General features: G+C 40.2%; 14 protein-coding genes and 1 pseudogene. 14 read left to right on the forward strand and 1 reads right to left on the reverse strand.

The genetic code is table 11. From position 1 onward, the window contains the following. Positions 1-120 precede the first annotated feature (120 nt). From AYS37_RS03045 to flgR, 9 genes are all read left to right on the forward strand, one after another. Positions 121-2,262, forward strand: coding sequence for a hydantoinase/oxoprolinase family protein (locus tag AYS37_RS03045; protein WP_000650667.1), 2,142 nt, complete (start codon positions 121-123; stop codon positions 2,260-2,262). Positions 2,263-2,273: 11 nt separating this feature from the next. Continuing rightward, on the forward strand, positions 2,274-4,571 hold the full coding sequence (locus tag AYS37_RS03050; protein WP_001285041.1) for a hydantoinase B/oxoprolinase family protein: 2,298 nt from the start codon (positions 2,274-2,276) through the stop codon (positions 4,569-4,571). Positions 4,572-4,594: 23 nt separating this feature from the next. Beyond that, positions 4,595-5,095, forward strand: coding sequence for an acetone carboxylase subunit gamma (locus AYS37_RS03055; RefSeq protein ID WP_001873222.1), 501 nt, complete (start codon positions 4,595-4,597; stop codon positions 5,093-5,095). Positions 5,096-5,292: 197 nt separating this feature from the next. Then, positions 5,293-5,484 (forward strand): hypothetical protein, encoded by a 192-nt coding sequence (locus AYS37_RS08100; protein WP_000869316.1) that lies wholly within the window; start codon positions 5,293-5,295, stop codon positions 5,482-5,484. A 10-nt stretch (positions 5,485-5,494) separates the two neighbouring features. Beyond that, positions 5,495-6,523 carry a hypothetical protein gene (locus tag AYS37_RS03065; RefSeq protein ID WP_000162012.1) on the forward strand — a complete coding sequence of 343 codons (1,029 nt, stop codon included), beginning with the start codon at positions 5,495-5,497 and terminating at the stop codon, positions 6,521-6,523. After that, entirely contained in the window at positions 6,516-6,902 is a 387-nt protein-coding gene (locus AYS37_RS03070; RefSeq protein WP_001279198.1) for a diacylglycerol kinase, read from the forward strand. Before AYS37_RS03065 ends, AYS37_RS03070 begins: the two co-directional genes overlap by 8 nt. A gap of 15 nt (positions 6,903-6,917) precedes the next feature. Further along, a complete protein-coding gene (gene gyrA / locus AYS37_RS03075) occupies positions 6,918-9,404 on the forward strand; it encodes a DNA topoisomerase (ATP-hydrolyzing) subunit A (RefSeq protein ID WP_001154007.1) in 2,487 nt (828 codons plus the stop codon). Then, on the forward strand, positions 9,404-9,877 hold the full coding sequence (locus tag AYS37_RS03080; RefSeq protein ID WP_001874555.1) for a hypothetical protein: 474 nt from the start codon (positions 9,404-9,406) through the stop codon (positions 9,875-9,877). Before gyrA ends, AYS37_RS03080 begins: the two co-directional genes overlap by 1 nt. After that, positions 9,874-11,019 (forward strand): transcriptional activator FlgR, encoded by a 1,146-nt coding sequence (flgR, locus tag AYS37_RS03085; protein ID WP_000684534.1) that lies wholly within the window; start codon positions 9,874-9,876, stop codon positions 11,017-11,019. Before AYS37_RS03080 ends, flgR begins: the two co-directional genes overlap by 4 nt. A 673-nt stretch (positions 11,020-11,692) precedes the next feature. On the opposite strand, the gene uvrA is transcribed toward flgR, so the two are convergent. Then, on the reverse strand, positions 11,693-14,518 hold the full coding sequence (gene uvrA, locus AYS37_RS03090; RefSeq protein ID WP_001164002.1) for an excinuclease ABC subunit UvrA: 2,826 nt from the start codon (positions 14,516-14,518) through the stop codon (positions 11,693-11,695). A gap of 164 nt (positions 14,519-14,682) precedes the next feature. On the opposite strand from uvrA, the gene hopE reads away from it, so the two are divergent. From hopE to AYS37_RS03115, 5 genes and pseudogenes are all read left to right on the forward strand, one after another. Continuing rightward, a complete protein-coding gene (gene hopE, locus AYS37_RS03095) occupies positions 14,683-15,504 on the forward strand; it encodes a Hop family outer membrane protein HopE (protein WP_000395412.1) in 822 nt (273 codons plus the stop codon). A gap of 171 nt (positions 15,505-15,675) precedes the next feature. Then, a complete protein-coding gene (gene rsmH, locus AYS37_RS03100) occupies positions 15,676-16,602 on the forward strand; it encodes a 16S rRNA (cytosine(1402)-N(4))-methyltransferase RsmH (RefSeq protein WP_001169159.1) in 927 nt (308 codons plus the stop codon). 19 nt (positions 16,603-16,621) lie between these two features. After that, positions 16,622-16,966 carry a hypothetical protein gene (locus AYS37_RS03105; protein WP_000023614.1) on the forward strand — a complete coding sequence of 115 codons (345 nt, stop codon included), beginning with the start codon at positions 16,622-16,624 and terminating at the stop codon, positions 16,964-16,966. 202 nt (positions 16,967-17,168) lie between these two features. Continuing rightward, the gene (locus AYS37_RS03110; RefSeq protein ID WP_000751306.1) at positions 17,169-18,071 is read left to right on the forward strand and encodes an SAM hydrolase/SAM-dependent halogenase family protein; all 903 of its coding nucleotides are present in this window, start codon (positions 17,169-17,171) and stop codon (positions 18,069-18,071) included. 222 nt (positions 18,072-18,293) lie between these two features. Next, positions 18,294-18,509, forward strand: a pseudogene (locus AYS37_RS03115) (hypothetical protein); the annotation flags it as partial.

The following is an 18,509-nucleotide window of genomic DNA, read 5'->3' on the forward strand; positions in this document are numbered from 1 at the left end:
ATTACACCAAATTTTTCCTTATTACAAACAACTTTGAAATAAACGATTTCCATTTAAAAATCAGCCTTATACTTCTAATAGGTTGCCTCGAGCAACACTTTAATACAAGGAGTCTAAAAAATGAAAGACGCAAGAGTTCAGGTGATGGGTATTGATGCCGGTGGTACCATGACGGACACATTTTTTGTGAAAGAAAATGGCAGTTTCGTAGTCGGTAAAGCCCAAAGCAACCCAGAAGATGAGAGCCTAGCTATTTATAATAGCTCGCAAGACGCTTTATCGCACTGGCAATCGGATGTGAGTAAGGTTTATCCAGAGTTGGTCACTTGCGTGTATTCAGGCACGGCGATGCTCAATCGGGTCGTCCAAAGGCGTGGGATGGAAGTGGGCCTGATTTGCAATAAGGGTTTTGAGCAAATGCATTCTATGGGCAGAGCGTTGCAATCCTACTTGGGGTATGCACTAGAAGAAAGGCTGCATATCAACACGCACAAGTATGATGATCCACTGATTCCTTTAAAAAGGATTAGAGGCGTTACAGAAAGAACCGATGTCAAGGGGCAAGTGGTTATCCCAGTGCGTCAAGAAGAGGTTAAAGTTGCTGTTAAGGAGCTTTTAGAAGCGGGTGCAAAAGCCATTGTGATTTGCTTGTTGCAATCTCATAAAAACGCTGAAAGCGAGCGGATCGTTAGAGATATAGCGTTAAAAGAAATTGAAAAATTGGGTAAAAATATTCCTGTATTCGCTTCTGTGGATTACTACCCTCAAAGAAAAGAAAGCCACAGAATGAACACCACTATCTTGGAAGCTTATGCGGCTGAGCCAAGCAGGCAAACTCTCTCTAAAGTCAGTAACCGCTTCAAAGAGCATGGCGCTAAATTCGATCTTAGGGTGATGGCAACGCATGGAGGCACCATTAGCTGGAAAGCTAAAGAGCTCGCTAGGACTATTGTGAGCGGCCCTATTGGAGGCGTGATTGGATCTAAATTGCTAGGCGAAACGCTGGGTTATGACAATATTGCATGCAGCGATATTGGCGGCACGAGCTTTGACATGGCGCTTATCGTTAAGAGCAATTTTAACATCGCTTCTGACCCTGATATGGCGCGTCTTGTCTTATCCTTACCGCTTGTGGCTATGGATTCCGTTGGCGCAGGTGCGGGGAGTTTTGTGCGCATTGATCCGCACAGCCGATCTGTCAAACTAGGGCCTGACAGCGCGGGGTATAGAGTTGGCACTTGTTGGAAAGACAGCGGTTTAGACACGGTTTCGGTGACAGATTGCCACATTGTTTTGGGCTATTTGAATCCGGATAATTTCTTAGGAGGCCTAATCAAATTAGATGTGGATAGGGCTAAAAAACACATTAAAGAGCAAATCGCTGATCCGTTAGGCATTAGCGTAGAAGATGCGGCTGCGGGTGTGATTGAATTGCTTGATTTGGAGCTTAAAGAATACTTGCGATCCAATATTAGCGCTAAAGGGTATAGCCCATCTGACTTTGCGTGCTTTTCGTATGGTGGTGCGGGGCCTGTGCACACTTATGGCTATACAGAAGGCTTAGGGTTTAAGGATGTGGTAGTGCCTGCATGGGCGGCTGGATTTAGCGCTTTTGGTTGCGCTTGCGCTGATTTTGAATACAGATACGACAAGAGCGTTGATATAGCTATTCCGCAGTATTCTTCAGACGAGTCCAAAATAGAGGCATGCAAGATCATTCAAGACGCATGGGATGAATTGACTCTCAAAGTGATTGAAGAGTTTAAGATTAATGGATTCTCTGAAAAAGATGTGATTCTAAGACCTGGATACAGGATGCAGTATATGGGGCAATTGAACGATTTAGAGATCACTTCTCCTGTATCAAAAGCTACAAGCGTGGCTGATTGGGAAGAGATTGTCAAAGAATATGAAAAAACCTACGCTCGCGTTTATTCTGAATCAGCGTGTTCGCCAGAGCTTGGCTTTAGCGTGACTGGCGTGATCATGCGTGGTGTTGTGGCTACGCAAAAACCTGTGATTCCGGTTGAAAAAGAGCATGGCGCTACGCCCCCAAAAGAGGCCAAAGTAGGCGTTAGAAAATTCTATCGGCATAAGCAATGGGTGGATGCAGATGTGTGGCACATGGAAAAGTTACTGCCTGGAAATGAAGTCATAGGGCCTGCGATCGTGGAAGCGGATTCAACCACCTTTGTGATACCCAAAGGCTTTGCGACAAGACTAGACAAACACCGATTGTTCCACTTGAAAGAAATTAAATAAAGGAGTTCAAAATGGCAAATTTATTGAAAAACGGCAAAACTTTAAAACAAGCTAGAGATGAAATCCTAGCCAGGACAGAAAAAACAGGGCATTATAATGGCCTTAAAAAACTAGAGTTTAAAGAAAGAGATCCGATCGGTTATGAGAAGATGTTCTCTAAATTAAGAGGCGGTATCGTGCATGCCAGAGAAACAGCTAAAAGGATTGCTGCAAGCCCTATTGTTGAGCAAGAGGGTGAATTGTGCTTCACGCTTTATAACGCTGTGGGCGATAGCGTGCTGACTTCTACGGGCATCATTATCCATGTAGGCACTATGGGATCGGCTATTAAATACATGGTAGAGAATAATTGGGAAGATAACCCTGGTATCAATGACAAGGATATTTTCACCAATAACGACTGCGCGATTGGGAATGTGCACCCATGCGATATTATGACTCTTGTGCCTATCTTTCACGATGAAAAATTGATTGGGTGGGTAGGCGGTGTTACGCATGTGATTGATACGGGATCAGTTACTCCAGGATCGATGAGTACCGGACAGGTTCAAAGGTTTGGGGATGGATACATGATCACTTGCCGTAAAACAGGGGCGAATGATGAGAGCTTTAAGGATTGGTTGCATGAATCTCAAAGATCAGTAAGAACGCCTAAATATTGGATTTTGGATGAAAGGACTAGGATTGCTGGGTGCCACATGATTAGGGATTTAGTGATGGAAGTCATTAAAGAAGATGGCATTGATTCTTACATGCGATTTATTGATGAAGTGATTGAAGAGGGGAGGAGAGGCCTTATCTCTAGGATCAAATCCATGACCATACCCGGCAAGTATAGAAAGGTCGCTTTTGTGGATGTGCCTTATGCGCATAAGGATATTGGCGTGTGCTCTGAATTTGCTAAGCTAGACACGATCATGCACTCTCCTGTGGAAATAACTATCAATAAAGACGCTACATGGAAATTGGATTTTGATGGTGCGTCTAGGTGGGGATGGCACTCTTTCAATTGTAACCAAGTGTCTTTTACTAGCGGTATTTGGGTGATGATGACTCAAACCTTAATACCCACTTCTCGCATCAACGATGGTGCTTATTTTGCGACTCAATTCAGGCTCAAAAAAGGGACTTGGATGAATCCAGATGACAGGCGCACCGGGCATGCTTATGCGTGGCATTTCTTGGTATCAGGCTGGAGCGCTTTGTGGAGAGGCTTGTCTCAAGCGTATTACAGCCGAGGGTATTTAGAAGAAGTCAATTCTGGAAACGCTAACACTTCTAACTGGTTGCAAGGCGGCGGTATCAACCAGGATGGAGAAATCCATGCGGTGAATAGCTTTGAGACGAGCTCTTGTGGGACTGGAGCTTGCGCGATAAAAGACGGCTTGAATCACGCAGCAGCTATTTGGAATCCAGAGGGTGATATGGGCGATATTGAAATCTGGGAAATGGCAGAACCTCTCCTCTATTTGGGTAGGAATGTCAAGGCCAATACCGGTGGGTATGGGAAATATCGGGGCGGTAATGGGTTTGAAACCTTAAGAATGGTGTGGGGCGCGCATGATTGGACCATGTTCTTTATGGGTAATGGCTACATGAATAGCGATTGGGGCATGATGGGTGGTTATCCAGCGGCCAGTGGTTATAGGTTTGAAGCGCATAACACCAACTTAGAAAATAGGATTAAAAATAACGCCAGTTTGCCTTTAGGGGGTGATTTCAACCCAACGGATCGAGGTTATGAAAAACACATTTCTCATGCGTCTCAAGTCAAAAGGGATAAGCAATGCATCACCACTGAGAACTGCTTTGATAATTACGACTTGTATTTGAATTACATCAAAGGCGGTCCTGGATTTGGCGATCCTATTGAAAGGGATTTGAATGCGATTTTAGAAGATCTAAACAGCAAACAGCTATTGCCAGAATACGCTTACAAGGTTTATGGTGCGATTGTGAGCCAGAATAAAGACGGCGTGTGGGTGGGTGATGAAGCTAAAACGAAAGCCAGAAGAAAAGAAATTCTTGAAAACAGAAAGGCTAGATCCATCCCTGTAAAAGAATGGATGGAGCAAGAGAGAAACGCTATTCTTGAAAAAGAGGCTTCCAAACAGGTTAAGCACATGTATGCGACTAGCTTTGATCTCTCGCCTAGGTTCTTGAATGATTTTAAAGCATTCTGGAACTTGCCAAAGAATTGGACTGTGGAAGAAGATGAGCTTGGCGTATTCACCTATGGATCTAAATACAGGATGGATTTGAGCAAATTGCCCGATGTGCACACGGTTGTGTTGGTTGATGAGAAATAAGATTTTTGTGAAGGAGAATGGTTATGTCAAAATACACACAAGAACAAATTAAAAATTTGGTAGAGGGGAACTTGGATTGGAACACTGTCTTAAAGATGCTGAGCATGCCTAAAGATCATGAGAGATTCCAAATGTATTTGAAGGTGTTGCAAGATAAGGTGGATTTTGATGATAAAATCGTCTTACCTTTGGGGCCGCATTTGTTTGTGGTGCAAGATCCTCAAAAGAAGTGGGTCATTAAGTGTTCATGCGGTCATGCGTTTTGCGCTCCAGAGGAGAATTGGAAATTGCATGCAAACATCTATGTGCGCGATACAGCAGAAAAAATGGAAGAGGTGTATCCTAAACTCTTAGCCAGTGATACTCACTGGCAAGTGTATCGGGAGTATATTTGCCCGGATTGCGGCATCCTTTTAGATGTTGAAGCCCCAACTCCTTGGTATCCTGTGATCCATGATTTTGAGCCTGATATAGAGGTGTTTTATAAAGATTGGCTAGGCATACAGCCCCCAGAAAGACGCTAAAACCGCTCAATCCTTTTTATGAAAGAGGCTTTATGCCTCTTGGCACTAAAAGCTTGGGTTAATTCAACTCAAGCAAATTCTTTCAATCCCAACAAATTCAGCCACAAATTAGGACTTTTTCAAAATTTTAAGCTCTTTTTCTTTTTTTTTGATTTAATACTAGGTATAATTTTAATTCCACCTAACAAGGAAAAGCTATGAAAGTAACACAAGGCATTGCTAACGACTTTTTTGCCCTAACAAACACGATATTTTCTGTCCTTGTACACCAGCGAAACCACACTCGGGAAGAAGAAAATTGTGGAAAATTACTGCAAGATATTGTCAATATCTCTAAAAATAAAAAAACGCATTTTATGAGTTCTATCACTATGCTTTCAATAAAATAAAGGGTTTTTTTTGACTAAAAAATTCATGTCTTGGATGGTGGTTATCGGGGCTTTAATTTGCGTGCTTTTAGGGGTGTTTATCTTCTTTACTAGCATGTCGGTTAAAAAATCTTTAAGCGCTTATCTTAACGCTTATTTGGATCAACGCCCCCATATTAAAGGCATGGGGATTGCAGGCACTCCTTTTGAATGCGAAGGGTTTTTTAAAATTGCATGCACTTCTAAAGAGCTGAGTTTTTTGGATTCTCAAAACTCCCCTATTGTGGATTTTAAAAATTTAAATATCAAGCTCCATTCTTTAGACAAAAGCTCTCTTACCCTTTCTATCAGCTCTCAAATCAAATCCCCTATTTTAGAACAAGATATTCAGCAAAAAACCCATCAAATCCCCCTGAAAGACTTGAATGCCTTATTGGAAAAAATTAAACCCACACGCTTGAATTGCTCTTTAAAATTCAACGCTTTAGATGAAAAAACCTTAAACGACAACTTAAAATGCGATTTGACTAATGCAGAAAATATCCTTGCTTACACTTTTTTTCAAGAGGGTTTAATGGAGGCGCAAGAAAATTTATCCCTTAAAAATATTTTTAAAACCTTAAGTTCTAAAGACGCCAAAGCCATAGAAGAGTTGCAAGACAAACTGCGTTTTTTAGTGCCAAAGTTGGGCGTTTCTATCCAAGCGCACCATCTTAAAAATGTTTTAGAAGCCTTTTATCACCAACATAAAGAGAGTTTGGGCTTTTTTTCCCCTTATTTTAGTTTGCGATCTCAAACCCCTAGCGTCTCTTATGAAAGCGCGTTAGCTTCTTTAGAAAACTATTTTATGACCTTGTTCCAATCCCGTTTTAAAGACAATACAGAGCTCCAACAGAATTTTAAAGGGTTGTTGCAAGCCTTTGTTTCTATGGCTAAAGACAAACGATCCCAGATCACTCTTAACGCCCAAGCTAAAGACAACGCCAAGCTGACTTTTAACGCCCTGTTAGAAAGCCTTAGCGTGAATTTCTTTCAATCTTACAAAATAAGTCATGAGTGATTTCAAAGTCCCCCCCAAAGCTAAAGGGTTTAAACGCCTTTTTAAAGCCCTTTTTTATTCTAAAGACGGGCTTAAATGCGCATGGGCTGAAGAGAGCGCGTTTAGGCAAATTATTATCTTGGCTCTTTTTTGTATCGTTCTAGCGAGCTATCTAGCTAAAGATTTTTTAGAATGGGGGCTATTAATCTTGCCTTGTTTTTTATCGGTGGTGGTTGAACTCATCAATAGCTCTATTGAAAAGGCTGTGGATTTTACTGGCACCGAGTTCCACCCTTTAGCCAAAAAAGCTAAAGACATGGCCAGTTCAGCCCAACTGATAGGGCTTATTTTTTGGGCTTTGATTTGGGGGCGTTATCTTATAACGCTTTATTTTAATTAAATTTTAGGGAGATACATGCAAGATCGTTTAGTCAATGAAACAAAAAATATTGTAGAAGTGGGGATTGATTCTTCTATTGAAGAGAGCTATTTAGCTTATTCAATGAGCGTGATCATAGGGCGCGCTTTACCGGACGCTAGAGATGGCTTAAAGCCAGTGCATAGGCGTATTTTGTATGCGATGCATGAATTAGGCCTTACTTCCAAAGTCGCTTACAAAAAAAGCGCTAGGATCGTGGGTGATGTGATTGGTAAATACCACCCCCATGGCGATAACGCGGTTTATGATGCGCTAGTGAGAATGGCGCAAGATTTTTCTATGCGTTTGGAATTAGTGGATGGGCAGGGCAACTTTGGCTCTATTGATGGCGATAACGCTGCAGCGATGCGTTACACTGAAGCCAGAATGACCAAGGCGAGTGAAGAAATTTTAAGGGATATTGATAAAGACACCATTGATTTTGTGCCTAATTATGATGACACCTTAAAAGAGCCAGATATTCTACCAAGCCGTCTGCCTAACCTTTTAGTCAATGGGGCTAATGGGATCGCTGTAGGCATGGCGACTTCTATCCCCCCCCACAGAATTGATGAAATCATAGACGCTTTAGCGCATGTCTTAGAAAACCCTAACGCTGAATTAGATGAAATTTTGGAATTTGTCAAAGGGCCTGACTTTCCTACTGGTGGGATCATTTATGGCAAGGCGGGCATTGTTGAAGCCTATAAAACGGGGCGAGGGCGCGTGAAAGTGCGGGCCAAAGTGCATGTGGAAAAGACAAAAAATAAAGAAATCATCGTTTTAGATGAAATGCCTTTTCAAACCAATAAAGCCAAATTGGTGGAACAAATCAGCGATTTAGCGCGAGAAAAACAAATTGAAGGCATTAGCGAAGTGCGCGATGAGAGCGATAGAGAGGGCATTAGAGTGGTGATTGAATTAAAAAGAGACGCGATGAGTGAAATTGTCTTAAACCACCTTTACAAACTCACCACCATGGAAACCACTTTTAGCATCATTTTACTCGCTATTTACAATAAAGAGCCTAAGATTTTCACGCTTTTAGAGTTGTTGCACCTTTTCTTAAACCACAGAAAGACCATTATTATAAGACGCACGATTTTTGAATTAGAAAAAGCTAAAGCCAGAGCGCATATTTTAGAGGGCTATTTGATCGCCTTGGACAATATTGATGAAATCGTGCAACTCATTAAAACAAGTCCAAGCCCAGAAACGGCTAAAAACGCCTTAATAGAGCGTTTTACTTTGAGCGAAATCCAAAGCAAAGCCATTTTAGAAATGCGTTTGCAACGCTTGACAGGCCTTGAAAGGGATAAAATCAAAGAAGAATACCAAAACCTGCTAGAGCTTATTGATGATCTCAATGGGATTTTAAAGAGCGAAGATCGCTTGAATGAGGTCGTCAAAACAGAACTTTTAGAAGTCAAAGAGCAGTTTTCTTCTCCAAGGCGTACTGAAATTCAAGAATCGTATGAAAATATTGATATAGAAGATTTGATCGCTAATGAGCCTATGGTGGTGAGCATGAGCCATAAAGGATATGTGAAAAGAGTGGACTTAAAAGCTTATGAAAAACAAAATCGTGGCGGTAAAGGCAAGCTTTCAGGCAGCACTTATGAAGACGATTTCATTGAAAACTTTTTTGTGGCTAACACGCATGATATTTTGCTCTTTATCACCAATAAGGGGCAATTGTATCATTTGAAAGTCTATAAAATCCCAGAAGCGAGCCGGATCGCTATGGGTAAAGCTATTGTGAATTTAATCTCACTCGCTCCTAATGAAAAGATCATGGCAACCCTAAGCACTAAAGATTTTAGCGATGAACGCTCTTTAGCTTTCTTCACGAAAAATGGCGTGGTGAAGCGCACCAATTTGAGCGAATTTGGCGGTAATAGGAGTTATAGCGGTATCAGAGCGATTGTTTTAGATGAAGGCGATGAATTAGTCGGTGCAAAGATTGTGGATAAAAACGCTAAGCATTTGCTCATCGCATCTTATTTGGGCATGTTCATTAAATTCCCTTTAGAAGACGTGCGCGAAATAGGAAGAACTACTCGTGGGGTTATAGGGATCAAGCTGAATGAAAATGATTTTGTTGTCGGCGCGGTCGTCATTAGCGATGATGGCAACAAGCTTTTGAGCGTGAGCGAGAACGGGCTTGGTAAGCAAACTCTAGCTGAAGCGTATAGAGAGCAATCTCGTGGAGGTAAGGGGGTCATTGGCATGAAGATCACTCAAAAAACCGGCAATCTAGTGGGCGTTATCAGCGTGGATGATGAAAACTTGGATTTGATGATCCTTACTGCAAGCGCGAAAATGATTAGAGTTTCTATTAAAGATATTAGAGAAACCGGAAGAAATGCCAGTGGGGTAAAACTCATAAACACCGCCGATAAAGTCATGTATGTCAATTCTTGCCCTAAAGAAGAAGAGCCAGAAAATTTAGAAACCTCTTCGGTGCAAAATTTATTTGAGTGATGCGTTTCTTTTTATTTTTTTATTTTTTATTTTATTTTTTAGGGGTTTCTTTGCATGCCCTTAGCCCCCTAGAAAATCAAGAATTTTTAATTTCGTACCGCTTGAAAATCGTTGATTCTAGAGTGATGGGCGAAGAGTATTCTGTTTCTAAACCTATCGTTAGCCGCATCAAAACAGCCCCCTATGTCTTAGACTATCATTGCTCCATCATCACTCGCAACTTGCCCGATTTGAAAAACCCCTTGCTCCAAACCAAACTAGAACGCTTCCTTTTAGAAATAGCGTTAAAAAAAGAAAAAGAGCGAGTCATAGACTGCATTTTAAAAAGCCAAGTCGCTATCACGCATTATGATCACAGCTATAAAAACGGCACCACTACCACAAGCATTCTTAACCTCAAAGCCTTAAGCGTTAGGGCAAGTTTAGTGGGAGATGCGCTGTTTTTAGATATTTTTAGAAAGGAAGAAGAATGAAAATCGCCATTGTAGAAGATGATATTAACATGCGTAAAAGCCTGGAGCTTTTTTTTGAGCTTCAGGACGATTTAGAGATTGTGAGCTTTAAAAACCCTAAAGACGCTTTAGCCAAGTTAGATGAAAGCTTTGATTTGGTCATCACGGATATTAACATGCCCCATATGGACGGCTTGGAATTTTTACGCCTTTTAGAGGGCAAGTATGAATCCATTGTGATTACCGGTAATGCGACCTTGAATAAAGCCATTGATTCCATTCGTTTAGGCGTGAAAGACTTTTTCCAAAAACCTTTTAAACCAGAATTGCTTTTAGAGTCCATCTATCGCACTAAAAAAGTTTTAGAATTTCAAAAAAAACACCCTTTAGAAAAACCTTTAAAAAAACCACACAAACACAGCTTTTTAGCCACTTCAAAAGCTTTAGAAGAGAGCAAACGACAAGCCTTAAAAGTCGCAAGCACGGACGCTAATGTCATGCTATTAGGCGAAAGCGGGGTGGGTAAGGAGGTTTTTGCTCATTTTATCCACCAGCATTCCCAGCGATCCAAACACCCTTTTATAGCGATCAACATGTCTGCAATCCCAGAGCATCTATTAGAAAGCGAGCTTTTTGGGTATCAAAAAGGGGCGTTCACGGACGCCACAGCGCCTAAAATGGGGCTTTTTGAGAGCGCTAATAAAGGCACGATCTTTTTAGATGAAATCGCTGAAATGCCCCTTCAACTGCAAAGCAAACTTTTAAGAGTGGTTCAAGAAAAAGAAATCACGCGCCTTGGGGATAATAAAAGCGTTAAAATTGATGTTCGTTTCATTTCCGCTACCAACGCTAACATGAAAGAAAAAATCGCTTCAAAAGAATTTAGAGAAGATTTGTTTTTCCGCTTGCAAATCGTGCCTATAACTATCGCGCCTTTGAGAGAGAGGGTAGAAGAGATCTTGCCCATTGCTGAAATTAAACTTAAAGAAGTGTGCGATGCGTATCATTTGGGGTCAAAATCTTTTTCAAAAAACGCCGCAAAACGCCTTTTAGAATACTCTTGGCATGGGAACGTGCGAGAGCTTTTAGGCGTCGTGGAAAGAGCAGCGATTTTAAGCGAAGAAACAGAAATCCAAGAGAAAGATTTGTTTTTAGAAAGGTAGGGAGTTAGGGGGTTTTAAGGGGGATAATTATTCAAAACACCCTCTCCTTAAAAAATAAGTTTTTATAATAAAGTAACTAAAACCCCATTTTTTATTAGTGCGGTTATTGTGTTTTAAACTCATTTTATAGTAGGATTAGCGTGAAAGAGAGTTTAAAGAATTAAATGCCTTTTCTTTTGTAATGGCTTGCGGAGTAGAAAAAATTGCATGCTTCTCTCTATAATAATCTATAATTGCTAACCACTTGATGATGATTTAGCTTTCGCCCCCATTTTTCTTAATTTCGTGTCTCTCCTTTTATTGATAATTTTTGTGTAGGATTAGGTTCGGTGAGTTTAGGGATTCCAACCCTACCCCTTGTAATTGAGCCATAAGGAGACTCGGTGGCTCACTCTCGCTATTTTATAAAGGTTTGAAACGCTATAGTTGATGCCATCTCTGTAATGGTTAGGGAGTGTTCCAATGGTCTCTAACTCCCTTATTTTTTTCTCAAACTCTCATGCGATAGATTTTAAAGGCATGGCTTCTTTGCTAACTTTTATATAATCAATGGTTATTGTTGCCGCTAGCCTTATAATTTTGAAACCATGACGCAAATAGCACCTCTGCTCTCTAATATTTAGCTGTCTGTTATTTTATTCAGCCCTACATCGTTTCTACAAACAAATGCAAACTATTTCAATTCCAAAGCTAAAAATTTTCCCGTGTAGCTTTGGGTTTTTTCGCAATTTTGTGCCACTTCTAAAGGCGTGCCGCTCGCAATGACTCTCCCACCCTTATCCCCCCCATCAGGCCCCATGTCTATAATGTAGTCAGCGTTTTTGATAATGTCTAAATTATGCTCAATCACTAGCATGGAATTGCCTAACGCCACTAAAGAATGCAAAACCTGTAAAAGGTGATTCACGTCTTCAAAATGCAAACCGGTGGTGGGCTCATCTAAAATATAAAGGGTTTTGCCTGTGTCTTTTTTACTCAATTCTTTAGCCAATTTGATCCTTTGAGCCTCCCCCCCGCTTAAAGTGGTAGCGTTTTGCCCTAAAGTGATATAGCCCAAGCCCACATCTATAAGCGTTTTTAACTTCACGGCGATTTTAGGGAATTTAGCAAAAAATTCATAAGCCTCTTCCACGCTCATGTTCAACACATCGGCAATGGATTTACCCTTAACCTTGATCTCTAAAGTCTGGGGGTTGTATTTAGCGCCCTTACAGCTATCGCATTGGACTAACACATCAGGCAAAAAGTGCATTTCTATTTTAATGTCCCCATCGCCTTGGCATTTCTCGCACCGCCCTCCTTTAACATTAAAGCTAAAACGGCTCGCACTATAGCCTAAAATTTTAGCTTCTTTCTGCTCGGCAAATAAAATCCTGATTTCATCCATCACCCCCGTGTAAGTGGCAGGGTTGCTTCGTGGGGTTTTGCCTATGGGGGCTTGATCCAAATAAATCACTTTATCCAAATGCTCCAACCCTACAATCTCCACCCCATTCAAACTTTGAGTTTTTTTAGCATGGTTTAAAAGGGTTTGAGCGGTGGGTAAAAGGGTTTGTAAGATCAGCGAGCTTTTACCGCTCCCGCTCACCCCCGTAATACACACCAATTGTTTTAAAGGGATTTGAACGCTCAAATTCTTAATGTTATTGATATTGACATTTTTAATTTCTAAAAAATGCTTTTCTTTAGGGAGTTCAAATTTGGGGCGCTCAATCTTTTTAGTGCCGTTGAGATACAAGGCGGTAGAATGGTTATTTTGCAATAATTCTTTCACGCTCCCGCTAAAAACCACTTCACCCCCATGCCTTCCAGCCTTTGGCCCAATATCCACAACAAAATCCGCATGCTTAATCGTCTCTTTATCATGCTCTACGACAATGAGCGTGTTCCCCTTTTTTTGTAAATTCCTAAGGGTGTTGATGAGTTTGAGCGTGTCTTTTTCATGCAAGCCAATGCTAGGCTCGTCTAAAACATACAAAACCCCTGTCAAACCGCTCCCGATTTGACTGGCGATTCGTATCCTTTGGCTTTCCCCTCCACTAATCGTTCGCGCATCCCTCCCTAAAGTCAAATACCCTAGCCCCACATCGTATAAAAAAAACACCCTTTCTAAAATCTCTTTTAAAATCGGTTCAGCGATCTTTTTTTCTTGCTCGTTAAGATAGCTAAAATGCGTGGGATCATTAAAAAAATGATAAACTTCTTCAATGGGTTTAGTTAAAAAATCCGCCATTTTCAAGCCGGCGACTTGAACGCTCAAACTGGAAGCTTTCAAACGATGCCCCTTGCATGAAGAACAAGTTTTTTCGCTCATGTAATCGCTCAAATCCTTTTGCTCTTTAAACATGTCATAAGCGATTTGGATAATGCCTTTCCAAGGGCGTTTTAAAGGGCTGTTTTTAAAATGAAAGCTGATTTCAGTGCCATTCCCATACAAAAGAGCGTCCTGTTGCTCTTTATTCAATTCGTTAAAGCAAAGCGCGGTGTCAATGCTATTATATTCACAAAAGCCTTCAAACATTTGAGCGTAATAACTGCGGTTATACCCAAAAATCACTTTAATCGCTCCTTGATTTAAAGGCGTATTAGGATCTAAAATCTTACTAATATCTAGGCTAAATTTTGTCCCCAAACCCAAACAACTTTCGCACGCCCCTTTAGGCGAATTGAAGGAAAAACTCAAAGGCTCTAATTCTTCAAAACTCATCTTACATTTAAAACATGCCTTATGCTCGCTGTAATGCTTTCTGATGCTTGGCGCGTTGTCTTGCAAGATTTCCACTTCTAATTCCCCATAGCTTTCTTTAAGGGCTTTTTCTACTGCGCTAGCGATCCGTGAAGAATTTTCGCTATTGATAACCACCCTATCCACCACCGCTTCAATGGTGTGTTTTTTGGTTTTGTGCAAATGGATTTCTTCATCTAAACGCACCATCACCCCATCAACAAAAGCCCTCACATACCCCTTCAAACGCAAGCTTTCTAATTTATCGTTAAACGAACCTTTTTTATCTTTAATAATGGGGGCGAGAATAATGATTTTAGAATTTTCTTCTAAATGACAGATTTGAGAAATAATATCGCTCGCGTTCATAGAACTAATGGGTTCTAAACATGTGGGGCAAAATTGCTCCCCAACCCTTGCAAACAGCAACCTTAAATAATCATAAATCTCAGTGATCGTCCCCACAGTGGATCTAGGGTTTTTAGAGGTGGTCTTTTGATCAATAGCGATCGCTGGGGTTAGGCCTTCAATCTTATCCACATTAGGCTTACCCACTTTGTCTAAAAATTGCCTCGCATAGCTGGACAAACTCTCTAAATAGCGCCTTTGGCCTTCAGCGTATAAAGTGTCAAACGCCAAAGTGGATTTACCCGAACCGCTCAATCCGGTAAAAACAACAAACTGGTTTTTAGGGATTTCTAAAAAAATATTTTTGAGATTATTTTCCCTAGCCCCTTGAATAATGATCTTATCCATAATGGTTTTATGTTGCAAGAGTTTCCTTAAAATAAGAAAATGGATTAAAAGGAGCTATTATACTTCAAAAAAGAATGGTTTTATTATCATTTCTTATTCATAAGAGTTAAAAATATTTGCTTGATTAAGGATAAACATGCTATTATTTTACGAGACAATTTTAAAGATAGGAATGTAAAGGAATGGAATTTATGAAAAAGTTTGTAGCTTTAGGGCTTCTATCCGCAGTTTTGAGCTCTTCGTTGTTAGCCGAAGGTGATGGTGTTTATGTGGGGGCTAATTACCAGCTTGGACAAGCCCGTTTGAATAGCAATATTTATAACACAGGGGATTGCACAGGGAGTGTTGTAGGTTGCCCCCCAGGTCTTACCGCTAATAAGCATAATCCAGGAGGCACCAATATCAATTGGCACTCCAAATACGCTAATGGGGCTTTGAATGGTTTTGGGTTGAATGTGGGTTATAAGAAATTCTTCCAATTCAAGTCGCTAGATATGACAAGCAAGTGGTTTGGTTTTAGAGTGTATGGGCTTTTTGATTACGGGCATGCCGATTTAGGTAAACAAGTTTATGCACCTAATAAAATCCAGTTGGATATGGTCTCTTGGGGTGTGGGGAGCGATTTGTTAGCTGATATTATTGATAAAGACAACGCTTCTTTTGGTATTTTTGGTGGGGTCGCTATCGGCGGTAACACTTGGAAAAGCTCCGCAGCAAACTATTGGAAAGAACAAATCATTGAAGCCAAAGGTCCTGATGTTTGTACCCCTACTTATTGTAACCCTAACGCTCCTTATAGCACCAACACTTCAACTGTCGCTTTTCAAGTGTGGTTGAATTTTGGGGTGAGAGCCAATATCTACAAGCATAATGGCGTGGAATTTGGCGTGAGAGTGCCGCTACTCATCAATAAATTTTTGAGCGCGGGTCCTAACGCTACTAACCTTTATTACCATTTGAAACGGGATTATTCGCTTTATTTGGGGTATAACTACACTTTTTAAATAAAAGGGTTCTTTAAGCCCTTTTTAGTCTTTATAAAAGGGATTTTAGTTTGAATTTTCACACCTTAAAAAGCTAAGATCAATTAAAAGAAACTTTTGAGCGTAACCAACAAAACCAATACCATTGAGTAGGCATTTGGAAAATTCATCTAAGGGTTTTAAGGGGGTTGTTTGCAAAAAATAGAAAATCTGCACCAAAGCGTTTTGTTGCAAGAAGTCTTGCAGGCGTTCGCACCTTTAGAAGAAGGGATTTTGATTGATTGCACTTTAGGGTTAGGGGGGCATTCTAAAGCCCTTCTATCCCAAAAACCGCACCTGAAACTCATTGGCATTGATAAAGATAAGTTCGCTCAAGAAATCGCTAAAGAACGATTGAAAGAATTTGAAGGGCGTTATAATCTCTTAAGTGGAGGGTTTGCCAAACGCTTTAAAGAAGCCCTAGAAACGCATAACAAGGAGATTAAAGGGGTTTTAGTGGATTTAGGGGTGAGCTCTTTGCAACTTGATGATGATAACAGAGGGTTTAATTTCCACTCGCACACTTTAGATATGCGCATGGATTTAGAGAGCGATTTGAACGCTCAAAAAGTCATCAACTCTTATTCTGTAGTGGCGTTAGAAAAAATCTTTAGAGACTATGGCGAAATCAAAGAATACAAAAAAATCGCCCACAAAATTGCAGAAAGGCGCACTAAAAAACCCTTTAAAGACGCTAAGGATTTGAGCGATTTTTTAAGCTCCCTTTCTAAAAATAAAAAAATCCATCCAGCGACTTTGGTGTTTCAAGCCGTTCGCATAGAAGTCAATAGCGAATTAGAAGAGTTAAAAGAATTTTTACAATGCGCTAGAAACCTTAAGGGAGCGATTTTGTGCGTGATTTCTTTCCATTCTTTAGAAGACGCGTTAGTGAAAAACGCTTTTAAAGATTACGCTAAAAATTGCATTTGCGATCCTTCAAGCTTCAAATGCACTTGCTCTAACAATCACGCTTTAGGCGCAATTTTAACCAAAAAGCCCATCACTCCAAGCCCAAAAGAAATTAAAAACAACAGGCGTTCACGAAGCGCTAAAATGAGGGTTTTTAAATTCAAACCATGAACAAGTCAATGAGTAAGCCATGAGCATAAAAAACCATTCTTCAAATGAAAAAGAACGCTTTGTGCGCATAGAAGAGGACGAAAAGAAAGAATTGTTTGCTGGAACTGCAAATGAAAATCCGCATGGCCTTTCTTTAATGAATTTAATAGGGGTATTGGTTTTTGGGGGCGCATTTTTAGCTCTGTTAGCACCTAAAATCTATTTAAGCAATAATATCTATTATATTAGCCGTAAAATCAACACCCTAGAAGATCAAAAACGCCTGCTTTTAGAAGAACAACAAATCCTAAAAAACGAATTAGAAAAAGAGCGTTTTAAATACTATATAGAAAATAGTGAAAATATTGGCGATATTGCGTTTTAAATAAAACCCCCTATCTTAAGAGAGTCTAATTAGCGTTAAAATTTTGTTTCAATACGAAATTTTAATCCCTTATAAAAACTTTAAATTGTGAAAAACAAACAAACAACCCCCTTAAATTGTATAATAAAAACACTTTAAGCCAATAAAGGATAACCATGAGAAAACCATTCATCCCACTTTTATTATTCAGGAAATAATACAGATGAAAAAAACGATTTCAGCGTTGTTTTTATCAGCGTGTATAGGGTTATCGTCTGTTTATGCAGATAACGCTTTGATTTTACAAACGGATTTTAGCCTAAAAGATGGGGCTGTCTCGGCGATGAAAGGTGTCGCTTTCAGCGTTGATTCTAATCTCAAAATCTTTGATTTAACGCACGAAATCCCCCCATATAACATCTGGGAGGGTGCTTACCGCTTGTATCAGACCGCTAGTTATTGGCCAAAAGGCTCGGTATTTGTGAGCGTAGTGGATCCGGGCGTAGGCACTAATCGTAAATCGGTGGTGCTAAAAACTAAAAACGGCCAGTATTTCGTCTCGCCGGATAACGGCACGCTGACTTTGGTGGTGCAAACTTTGGGGATTGATAGCGTGCGTGAAATTGATGAAAAAGCTAACCGCTTGAAAGGTTCTGAAAAATCCTATACTTTCCATGGTCGTGATGTGTATGCTTACACTGGGGCGCGCTTGGCTTCTGGAGCGATCACATTCGAGCAAGTTGGGCCAGAGCTTCCCCCAAAAGTCGTTGAAATTCCTTACCAAAAAGCGAAAGCCACAAAAGGGGAGGTGAAGGGTAATATCCCGATTTTGGATATCCAATACGGCAATGTTTGGAGCAATATCAGCGATAAACTGCTCAATCAAGCAAAAATCAAACGCAACGATATATTGTGTGTAACGATTTCTAAAGGTTCCAAGAAAAAATACGAAGGGAAAATGCCGTATGTTGCGAGCTTTGGCGATGTTTTAGAAGGCCAGCCGTTGGTTTATTTAAACAGCTTATTGAATGTTTCCGTGGCGTTGAATATGGATAATTTCGTGCAAAAACATCAAATCAAATCCGGTGCTGACTGGAATATTGATATAAAGAAGTGCGCTAAATAAGGCGCTTTTTAGAAAATTAATGAGAGGTTAATTTTTCCCTATCAAACTTTGATTAACACAGCCTAATTAATGCTAAATTGGCCCCAAAACAAACGCTTGTTGTTAAAATTTTGTTTTAATATGAAACACTAATCCCTTGTAAAAACTTTAATTTTCAAAAAATAAATAAACCATCCCCTTAAATTGTATAATAAATGCACTATAAACTAAAAAGAGATAACCATGAGAAAACTATTCATCCCACTTTTATTATTCAGTGCTTTAGAAGCGAACGAGAAAAATGGCTTTTTCATAGAAGCCGGGTTTGAAACTGGGCTATTAGAAGGCACGCAAACGCAAGAAAAAAGACACACCACCACAAAAAACACTTACGCAACTTATAATTATTTACCCACAGACACGATTTTAAAAACGAGCGGCTAATTTGTTCACAGACGC

It is taken from the genome of Helicobacter pylori NQ4053 (assembly GCF_000274605.1).
Classification (GTDB): Bacteria; Campylobacterota; Campylobacteria; order Campylobacterales; family Helicobacteraceae; genus Helicobacter; species Helicobacter pylori_CV.

Coding starts and splice junctions, on each gene's coding strand:
- hopE (WP_000395412.1), top strand. CDS start 14,683: ATGGAATTTATGAAAAAGTTTGTAGCTTTAGGGCTTCTATCCGCAGTT.
- flgR (WP_000684534.1), top strand. CDS start 9,874: ATGAAAATCGCCATTGTAGAAGATGATATTAACATGCGTAAAAGCCTG.
- AYS37_RS03080 (WP_001874555.1), top strand. CDS start 9,404: ATGCGTTTCTTTTTATTTTTTTATTTTTTATTTTATTTTTTAGGGGTT.
- AYS37_RS03110 (WP_000751306.1), top strand. CDS start 17,169: ATGAAAAAAACGATTTCAGCGTTGTTTTTATCAGCGTGTATAGGGTTA.
- AYS37_RS03070 (WP_001279198.1), top strand. CDS start 6,516: ATGAGTGATTTCAAAGTCCCCCCCAAAGCTAAAGGGTTTAAACGCCTT.
- AYS37_RS03105 (WP_000023614.1), top strand. CDS start 16,622: ATGAGCATAAAAAACCATTCTTCAAATGAAAAAGAACGCTTTGTGCGC.
- AYS37_RS08100 (WP_000869316.1), top strand. CDS start 5,293: ATGAAAGTAACACAAGGCATTGCTAACGACTTTTTTGCCCTAACAAAC.
- gyrA (WP_001154007.1), top strand. CDS start 6,918: ATGCAAGATCGTTTAGTCAATGAAACAAAAAATATTGTAGAAGTGGGG.
- AYS37_RS03055 (WP_001873222.1), top strand. CDS start 4,595: ATGTCAAAATACACACAAGAACAAATTAAAAATTTGGTAGAGGGGAAC.
- AYS37_RS03045 (WP_000650667.1), top strand. CDS start 121: ATGAAAGACGCAAGAGTTCAGGTGATGGGTATTGATGCCGGTGGTACC.
- AYS37_RS03050 (WP_001285041.1), top strand. CDS start 2,274: ATGGCAAATTTATTGAAAAACGGCAAAACTTTAAAACAAGCTAGAGAT.